This is a genomic window from Myxococcales bacterium, assembly GCA_012517325.1.
In the GTDB taxonomy this organism is placed as follows: domain Bacteria; phylum Lernaellota; class Lernaellaia; order Lernaellales; family Lernaellaceae; genus JAAYVF01.
The window spans coordinates 123,434-132,789 of record JAAYVF010000025.1; the positions used below are offsets into that span (position 1 = coordinate 123,434).

Annotated in this window: 8 protein-coding genes; 7 read left to right on the plus strand and 1 reads right to left on the minus strand. The window is 61.6% G+C overall.

Translation table 11 applies throughout. The annotated features are described in order from the left end of the window. Window positions 1–451 precede the first annotated feature (451 nt). From GX444_05340 to GX444_05370, 7 genes are all read left to right on the plus strand, one after another. Entirely contained in the window at window positions 452–1,099 is a 648-nt protein-coding gene (locus tag GX444_05340) for a redox-sensing transcriptional repressor Rex (protein ID NLH48013.1), read from the plus strand. Next, window positions 1,096–1,566, plus strand: coding sequence for an NADH-quinone oxidoreductase subunit NuoE (gene nuoE / locus GX444_05345; GenBank protein ID NLH48014.1), 471 nt, complete (start codon window positions 1,096–1,098; stop codon window positions 1,564–1,566). The genes GX444_05340 and nuoE overlap by 4 nt, the downstream gene beginning before the upstream one ends. Then, window positions 1,563–3,557, plus strand: coding sequence for an NADH-quinone oxidoreductase subunit NuoF (locus GX444_05350; protein NLH48015.1), 1,995 nt, complete (start codon window positions 1,563–1,565; stop codon window positions 3,555–3,557). The genes nuoE and GX444_05350 overlap by 4 nt, the downstream gene beginning before the upstream one ends. Before the next feature lie 12 nt (window positions 3,558–3,569). Beyond that, entirely contained in the window at window positions 3,570–5,291 is a 1,722-nt protein-coding gene (locus GX444_05355) for a 4Fe-4S binding protein (GenBank protein NLH48016.1), read from the plus strand. 35 nt (window positions 5,292–5,326) lie between these two features. Beyond that, a complete protein-coding gene (locus GX444_05360) occupies window positions 5,327–7,399 on the plus strand; it encodes a 4Fe-4S binding protein (protein ID NLH48017.1) in 2,073 nt (690 codons plus the stop codon). A gap of 92 nt (window positions 7,400–7,491) precedes the next feature. Continuing rightward, window positions 7,492–7,887 carry a response regulator gene (locus tag GX444_05365; protein ID NLH48018.1) on the plus strand — a complete coding sequence of 132 codons (396 nt, stop codon included), beginning with the start codon at window positions 7,492–7,494 and terminating at the stop codon, window positions 7,885–7,887. A gap of 5 nt (window positions 7,888–7,892) precedes the next feature. Beyond that, window positions 7,893–9,047 (plus strand): response regulator, encoded by a 1,155-nt coding sequence (locus GX444_05370; protein NLH48019.1) that lies wholly within the window; start codon window positions 7,893–7,895, stop codon window positions 9,045–9,047. An 80-nt stretch (window positions 9,048–9,127) separates the two neighbouring features. Here GX444_05370 and GX444_05375 read toward each other — a convergent pair. Then, the coding region (locus GX444_05375; protein ID NLH48020.1) for a transposase at window positions 9,128–9,356 on the minus strand (229 nt) is incomplete at its 5' end.

A 9,356-nucleotide genomic window follows, 5' to 3' on the forward strand; every position in this document is an offset into this window, starting at 1 on the left:
GACCCGAAGAAACGGCGTGAACCGGCGCCGGGAAACGGTTGCTTTCTTTTCTTTCCGACAATGCAACTCTGGTGTAAGCTAGCGAATGTTATAATCGGTCGGCAAGCGGGTCAATCCCCCCGAAAAAAGGCATAAAAAGAGGTTGGAATCGTAATTTTTTTTACGAAGTCAAACGATTTTAAGGCCACGAAACACTCTTTATGATCCAATATTGAGTATTCCAATCATGTTTTTTCAAAGCGATAACAATTTGGAATCAGGGCATTTAAGTATGAAAAGGCGAAAAAATGCGGTTATTTTTTGCAATTTGATCTCACTTTGGTGTTGCAATTGCAAAAAGGCCTTGCAAATAGCGAAAATCTTTGCTAGATAGGCTGTGAAAATTGTAACGCTGTTCGATTTGTAACGTGCAGGAGATCGACGGCGGTCGGCAGGAAAAGCGAAAAACAACATGCAAAAAGTTTCACCCAAAACCATCGGACGTTTGAGCCTCTACCGCGGCCTGCTTGAAAACCTGCGGCAGGACGGCAACTCGACGGTCTTTTCGCACGAACTGGCCGCCGCCGCCAATTGCTCCGCCGCGCAGGTTCGCCGGGATCTCATGTCGATCGAATATTCCGGCAGCCCGGTGCACGGCTATCAAGTTACCGAACTGATCGATCGCATCGATATCTTTCTGGATCGTCCGGAAGGAACCAATGTAGCGTTAGTGGGGGTGGGGAACCTGGGAAGAGCGGTCCTGGATTATTTCCGCGCTCGTCGGCCCAAGATTTCCATCGTCGCGGCATTCGACATCAACGAGAACAAAACCGACCGCGTAATACTCGGATGCCCGGTTTATCCAATGAGCCGCCTCGCCGACATCGTCACGGCCAAAAACATCTTGGTGGGCATCGTCACGGTTCCGGCAGCCAGCGCCCAGCAAGTCGCCGAGCGGCTCATTCGCGCCGATGTGAAGGGAATTCTCAACTTCGCGCCGATCCGACTGAAGGTTCCCCACCATGTTTACGTCGAAGACGTCGATATCACCATGTGTCTGGAGAAGGTCGCATATTTTTCCTGGCTTCGGACTGAAGAACGAGGAGTGAGGGCATCATGAGCGTCGACATTACAGCAATCTTGTCCAAGTATCCCAATGCAAGTCGCGATGCGCTGATCCCCATCTTGCAGGAGGTGCAAGAGACCTGCGGGTATCTCTCGCGGGATCTGGTGGTGCAGATCGGCCATCACCTCGGCTTGCCGGCCAGCAAAATCTACGGCGTGGCCACTTTTTACAACCAGTTTCGCTTTCAGGCTCCCGGCAAGAACCACGTACAGGTCTGCCGCGGCACGGCCTGTCACGTCAAGGGCTCCGCGGCGGTGCTCGAGGCGGTCAAGCGAGCGCTGAAGATCGAGCCGGGGCAGACGACCCGCGACGGCTTGTTCAGCCTCGAGATCGTGGCCTGCATCGGCGCCTGCGGTTTGGCCCCGGTGATCCGCGTCGGCGAGGAATACTACGCCGGTGTGACGCCGGACAGCGTCAAGAAAATTTTTGACTCCTATCGTCAGAAGGAAGCGCAACAATGAGCGAGTTGTTGTTTCAGCATTTTGGCGAAGCTTGCTGGCACCGGCCCGAAAAGCCCTGCCCCGAACTGGTACATTGCCTCCAGCACGGGCCGCGCTGCGGCGCCGACGAGACCAAGCGAGCCGAGCACGAGGAATTGATCGCGCAATTGAAGCGCGAAAAAATCAACCAGCCGGTCATCTACGTCGGGACGGGCACCTGCGGCCTGGGCGCCGGCGCCGGCAAAACCCTCGCCGCGGTCAACCAATACCTGGCCGATCATCAGTTGAATTACCCGGTGGTCGAGGTCGGTTGCGTGGGCATGTGCAGCAACGAACCGCTGCTCGAGGTCCAACTTCCCGGCCGGCCGCGCGTCATGTTCGCGAAGGTGACCGCCGAGAAAGTGAACGCGGTCCTCGACGGCGCCCTGAGCGGCAAGTACGAGGGCGAAGGCATCGTCGGGCAGGATAAGCACGACAAGCTGGCGCCATATCCCGGCGTGCCGTACCTGGCCGATCACGAGTTCTTCAAGCCCCAGACCCGCTGGGTCCTGGTAAACTGCGGCATCATCGACCCCAACAGCATCGAGGAATACATCGCCCGCGGCGGTTACCAGGCGTTGACCAAGGCTCTGAAGACCATGACTCCGGCCGCGGTCTGCGACACGGTCGAAAAAAGCGGTCTGCGCGGCCGCGGCGGCGCCGGCTTCCCCACCGGCACCAAATGGAAGTTCGCGCTCAATCAGTCCAGCGCCCAGAAATACGTCATTTGCAACGCCGACGAGGGCGACCCCGGCGCGTTCATGGACCGGGCGGTGATCGAAGGCGATCCGCACCGCGTCCTCGAAGGGTTAACCATCGCCGCTTACGCCATCGGCGCCAACAAGGCCTACATCTATATCCGCGCCGAGTATCCGCTGGCGATCAAGCGCCTCAAGACCGCCATCGCCCAATCCAAGGAATACGGCCTGATCGGCCAGAACATCCTGGACAGCGGCTTCAACTTCCAGGTGGTCATCAAGCAGGGCGCCGGCGCCTTCGTCTGCGGCGAGGAAACCGCGCTCATCCACAGCGTCGAGGGCAAACGCGGCATGCCGCGCCCGCGGCCGCCGTTCCCGGCGGTGTCGGGCCTGTTCGGCAAGCCGACGGTCATCAACAACGTCGAGACGCTGGCCAACCTGGCGGCGATTCTCGATCACGGCCCGGAATGGTTCAGCGCCGTGGGGACGGCGGGCAGCAAGGGCACCAAGGTGTTCGCGCTGTCGGGCAAGGTGCGGCGCACCGGCCTGGTCGAGGTCGCGATGGGCACTTCGGTCCGGCAAATCGTGTTCGACATCGGCGGCGGTCCGGCCGAGGGCAAGACCTACAAAGCGGTGCAGATGGGCGGCCCGTCCGGCGGCTGCATTCCCGAGCAGCACCTCGACATCGACGTCGATTACGAATCCCTCAAGCGCGTCGGCGCGATCATGGGCTCCGGCGGCATGGTGGTGATGGACAGCGACAACTGCATGGTCGACGTCGCCAAGTTCTTCATGGATTTCATCCAGCGCGAGAGCTGCGGCAAGTGCATCCCGTGCCGCGAAGGCACCCGGCGCATGCTGGAGATCCTGCAAAGCATCACCCGCGGGCGCCGCGCCGAGACCGGCTTCCAGGCCCTGGAGCGGTTCAAGGGCACGATGCACCTCGAACACCTGGCCGAGGTGATCAAGGACACCAGCCTGTGCGGCCTGGGACAGACCGCGCCCAATCCCGTGCTCAGCACCCTGCGCTGGTTCCGGCACGAATACGAGGCGCACATCTTCGACCGGCACTGCCCGGCGGGCGTCTGCACCGAACTTTTGAACTACACGATCAACCCCGAGGTCTGCACCGGTTGCACCTCGTGCGCCCGGAAATGCCCGGCCGAGGCCATCATGGGCAACCCGAAGGCGCCGCATTACATCGTGCAGGACAAATGCATCGGTTGCGGCACGTGCCTCACCGTCTGCCGCTTCCATGCCGTTTCGGCGAGTTGAGAGGGGGTCATCATGATCACGATCGAAGTCAACGGAAAACCGATTGAAGCCAAACCCGGCGAAATGCTGTTGACCTCCCTGCGGCGGGCCGGCATCCACGTGCCGACCCTGTGCCACATGGAAGGTTTGTTCCCGAGCGGCGCCTGCCGCATGTGCGTCGTCGAGGTCGAAGGCCGGCCGAGCCTGATGCCCAGCTGCGCCTTCCCCGTCGTCCCGGGCCTCAAGGTGAAAACCCATTCGCCGCGGGCAACCGACGCCCGGCGGACGATCATCGAGTTGCTCCTGGCCAACCACCCCGACGATTGCAACTTCTGCGTCCGCAACACCGACTGCGAATTGCAGCGGCTCGCGGCGGAACTGGGCATTCGGCAACGCGTCTACATGGGCGCGAAAAACGACTACAAAATGGACGTGTCCAGCCCCTCGATCGTCCGCGACCCGAACAAGTGCATCCTCTGCGGCAAATGCGTGCGGGTGTGCGAGGAAGTGCAGGGCGTCTCGGCGATCGACTTCACGGCCCGCGGCTCGCGGACCATCGTCGGCACCGCCTTCAACGAAGGACTCAACGTGTCCTCCTGCATCAATTGCGGCCAGTGCGTCGTCGTTTGCCCGACGGGCGCGCTCCGCGAGCGCAGCAGCATCAGCAACGTCGTGGCGGCGCTGGAAGACCCGAAAAAGATGGTCGTGGTGCAGCACGCGCCGGCCGTGTCGGTCACCCTGGGCGAATTGCTGGGCATCAAGCCGGGCAAGGACATCATGGGCCTGATGACGGCGGCGTTCCGCGCCCTCGGCTTCAACCGCGTGTTCGACACCAGCTTCACCGCCGACCTGACCATCATGGAGGAAGGCTCGGAGCTGGTGCAGCGGCTGACCCAGGGCGGCGTCGTGCCGATGTTCACCTCCTGCTCGCCGGGCTGGATCAAGTTCATCGAGCAGTTCTATCCCGAATACCTGCCCAACGTCTCGACCTGCAAGAGCCCGCAGCAAATGATGGGCGCGGTGGTGAAAAGCTTCTTCGCCCAGCGCGAAGGCGTCGATCCGCGCGATATCTACAGCGTCTCGGTGATGCCTTGCACGGCGAAAAAATTCGAGGCCACCCGGCCCGAAATGAGCCGCAACGGCGTGCCCGACATCGACGCGGTGCTCACCACGCGCGAACTGGCCCAGCTCATCCGGATGCGCGGCATCGACGTCAACTCCCTCGAACCGGAGGACGCCGATACGCCGTTTGGCGAGCGCAGCAGCGCCGGCAAGATTTTCGGCGCCTCGGGCGGCGTGATGGAAGCGGCCTTGCGGTCGGCGTATTTCCTGATCACCGGCAAGGAGCTGGAAAACCTGAAAATCACGCCGGTCCGCGGGCTGAAAGGCGTCAAGGAAGCCCGGGTGAAGGTGGGCGACCTGGAACTGGGCGTGGCGGTGGTCAACGGTTTGATGAACACGCGCCGGTTGCTCGATTCGCTGAAGGCCGGCCGGAACGACCTGCACTTCATCGAAGTAATGACCTGCCCCGGCGGTTGCATCGGCGGCGGCGGCCAGCCGCTCGGCGCGGTGCAGGACAACGTCAAGGCCCGCATGCGGGCGCTGTACCAGATCGACCGCGACGCGGCCTTGCGCACCTCGCACCACAATGCGTCGGTGAAGCGGCTGTACGAGGAATTTCTCGGCCATCCGCTGAGCCACAAGAGCCACGAATTGTTGCATACGCACTATGCGCCGCGCGAGGTCCTCTGGTAAACTGAGTGGATAACGAGATGCACCAGGCAGTACCCATTCGGCTGATCAGCACCATTCGCGAGAAATGCCGCGCCTGCTACACCTGTGTCCGCGAATGCCCGGCCAAGGCCATCTGTATTTCGGGCGGCCAGGCCGAGGTGATTCCGGACCGGTGTATCGGGTGCGGCAACTGCGTCCGGGTGTGCAGCCAGAATGCCAAGCAGGTGCTCAGTTCGATCGGTGAATTTCACCACGCCATCGACTCGGGGGCCGACGTGGCGGCCGTCGTCGCGCCGAGCTTCCCCGTCGATTTTTCGCACCTCGATCCGCGCCGGTTTGTCGGCATGATCCGCGCCCTGGGCTTCAAGTACGTCAACGAGGTTTCCTTCGGGGCGGACCTGGTCGCCGATCGCTACCGCAAACTCGTCGAACGCGAGGAGGATCATCAGTACATCGCCACCAATTGCCCGGCGGTGATGGGCTTCGTCGAACGCTATTACCCCGCTTCCACCGGCTCCCTGGCGCCCATCGTTTCGCCGATGGTGGCCACGGCGCGGGTGCTCAAGCGGCTGCACGGCGACAACCTCAAGATCATCTTCATCGGACCTTGCATCGCCAAGAAGGCCGAGGTTTACGGCGATTACTCGCCCAGCGAACTGGATGCCGCCCTGACGTTCGTCGAGCTCAGCGAACTGTTCACGCAGCAAGGCATCACCTCGGAAACGGTGGAACCGAGCGATTTCGACCCGCCCCACGGGGGGCTGGGCATGTTGTTTCCGATCAGTCGCGGCCTGCTCCAGGCGGCGGACGTCAGCGAGGACCTGCTTTCCGGCGACATCGTCGCGGCCGATGGCCGGCGCGATTTCGTCGAGGCGATCCGCGAATTCGACTCCGGCGACCTGGACGTCAAGCTGCTCGAAGTGCTGGCTTGCAACGGCTGCATCATGGGGCCGGGGATGAGCTGCAAGGATCCGCTCTTCCGCCGCCGGTCGCGCGTCAGCCACTATGCGCGCCAGAAACTGCTGGAAATCGACACCGAACAATGGCATCGGGACATGGAGGCGTTCGAGGATCTGAGCCTGCAGCGCGAGTTCGCCATGCCCTACCGCATCCAGAACCTGTACAGCTCGCTCTACAGCCCCATGTTTTCCGACATCGATCTGCGCCGTCAGTTCTCGCTGGACGATCAGCAGACCCCCATGCCGTCCGAGGATTCGCTGGCGAAGATCCTCAACCGCATGGGCAAATACACGCCCGAGGACGAATTGAACTGCGGCGCCTGCGGCTACGACTCGTGCCGCGAACACGCCATCGCGATCTACAAGGGGCTGGCCGAAATCGAAATGTGCCTCCCCTTCACCATCGAACAATTGCGCCGGACCGTCGGCGAGCTGGACCTGTCGCACAAGCAACTGGCCAGCACGCAGCAGGCTTTGATGCAATCCGAAAAGCTGGCCAGCATGGGCCAGCTCGCGGCCGGCGTCGCCCACGAGGTCAACAACCCCCTGGGCGTCGTGCTCATGTATTCGCACATTCTGCTCGACGAGTGCCAGACGGATTCCAAACTGTTCAACGACCTGAAAATGATCGTCGAACAGGCGGACCGCTGCAAGAAAATCGTCTCCAATTTGCTCGATTTCGCGCGCGAAAACCGGGTGGTGCTGCTGCCCGCCGACATCCGGCAACTCATCGAGGGCGCCCTCAAGGCGCTGCCCGCGCCGCCGAACGTCGCCGTCGAATTCGTCAACGAAATGGACAGTTCGATGGCCGATCTGGACAAGGACCAGATCACCCAGGTGATCACCAACCTGATCAGCAACGCGTACGCGGCGATGGAGGAACACGGCGGCAAGTTGACGGTCCGGACCTTCGGCAACGAGTACCAGGTGGGATTTCAGGTCCGGGATACCGGCGTGGGCATCGCGCGGGAAAACATGCGCAAGCTGTTTACGCCATTTTTCACGACCAAGAAGATGGGCAAGGGCACGGGACTGGGCCTGGCCGTGTCGTATGGCATCGTCAAGATGCACCGCGGCGACATCCAGGTCGAATCGAACGCCGATCCGGCCGCGGGGCCGACCGGCACGATGTTCACGGTGACCTTGCCACGGCAACCGAAACAGACTTAACTAGGTGCCGAACCCGCCGGGCCGGCCCGGCGGCGCGCGGAACGCGGATTCGCTCCCGCTCCGTTTCGGCGCAACGATAAGGCAGGACCACAATGGAACAGGCCAAAAAGACCGTGATGTTGGTAGACGACGACATCGATTATTTGACCCAGATGCAGTTGCAGTTGGAAGCGGCGAACTTCCAGGTCGTCACCGCCGACAGCCAGGCGGAAGCCGAAAAGCTGCTCTTGAATCTGCGCCCGGATGCCGCGATCGTCGATTTGATGATGGAAAACATGGACGGCGGTTTCGTCCTGTGCCACCGGATCAAAAAAATCGATCCGAAGATTCCCGTGATCATGGTGACGGCGGTGACCAGCGAAACCGGACTGGAATTCGAAACCGGCCCCGCCGGTCAGCGCACCTGGCTCAAGGCCGACGCGCTGCTGACCAAGCCGGCGCGGTTCGAACAGTTGAAGCGGGAGTTGGATCGGCTGTTGCAAGGATGAGGGGCATGAGCCAGCTCACCATCATGGTGGTCGACGATGAAATGGGCATGCGGATGGCCGTGGCCCGGTCGCTGGAGAATTTCGCGGTCGACATGCCGGACATCGGTGGCGCCGTAACCTTTAAGATTCTCCAGGCGGGCAGCGGCGAGGAGGCCCTGGAAATCCTCGCGCAGACGCCCGTCGATCTGCTCCTGCTCGACCACAAAATGCCCGGCATCTCCGGGCTGGATGTGCTGGCTCAAGTCAGCGCCAAGGAAATGGACGTCTTGGTGGTGATGATCACCGCCTACGCGTCGCTGGAAACGGCGATCACCGCCACCAAGCGTGGTGCTTACGACTTCCTGGCCAAACCGTTCACCCCCGACGAACTCAAGGCCGCCGTCCGCAAGGCGGCCAAGCACCTCGTGATCCAACGCCAGGCGCGCAAACTGGCCGAGGAAAAGCGGCAGGTCCGCTTCCAGTTGATCTCCGTGGTGGCCCATGAACTCAAGGCCCCGCTCGGCGCGATCGAAGGCTATCTCTACCTGCTGCGCGACCGGCCCGCCGGCGACGATTGGAACGCCTACCAGAAGGCCATCGAGCGGTCCATCCTGCGGCTGCAGGGCATGCGCAAACTGATCACCGACTTGCTCGACCTGACGCGCATCGAATCCGGCCAGAAGAAGCGCGAGCTGACACAGGTGGAACTGCGCGAGACGATCCAGATGTCGATCGACGCCGTCCAGGCCGACGCCAACGCGCGGCACATCGCCATTCAATTCCACGACGGGTCGCCGATCACCGTCTGGGCCGACCGCGGCGAAATGGAAATCGTCTTCAACAACCTGCTGACCAACGCCGTCAAGTACAACCGCGAAAACGGGCGGGTCGATGTGAAGCTGTCGGAAAAGGCGGGGTTGATCACCGCCGAGGTCGCCGATACCGGCATCGGCATGTCGCCCGAGGAAACGGCCAAGCTGTTCGGCGACTTCGTGCGCATTAAAAACAAAAAGACCAAAGACATCATGGGCAGCGGCCTGGGGCTGTCGATCCTGAAGAAAATCGCCCAGCTCTATCACGGCGATGTCGCGGTGAAGAGCGAACCCGACGTCGGCAGCACCTTCACCGTGACCCTGCGCTCGGAAGACGCCCCGGCCCCGGCGGCAACCCCCGCCAACTAAAAAAAACCTCACCGTCTTTCCGTGCGCACGCCGGAAACCACACTGGGAGCGCGTAGTGTCCCCCCGAAAGCAAGACAGATTTAGGCGGCTTTTAGGGTGAGGTAAGCCGCTTCGACCTCGTTCGGCGTCCGGTAACCGAGCGCCGAGTGGATTCGTTTTTCATTGTACAAGCGGACATATTGGTCGATGGCGGCATGCGCCTCGGACCAGGTGTCGTAACAGTTGGGCCAGATTTCTTCTTCCTTGATCGTACGGATGACCCGCTCGACGAAGGCGTTGTCATCAGGCGCGTTGTAACCGGTGTACTGA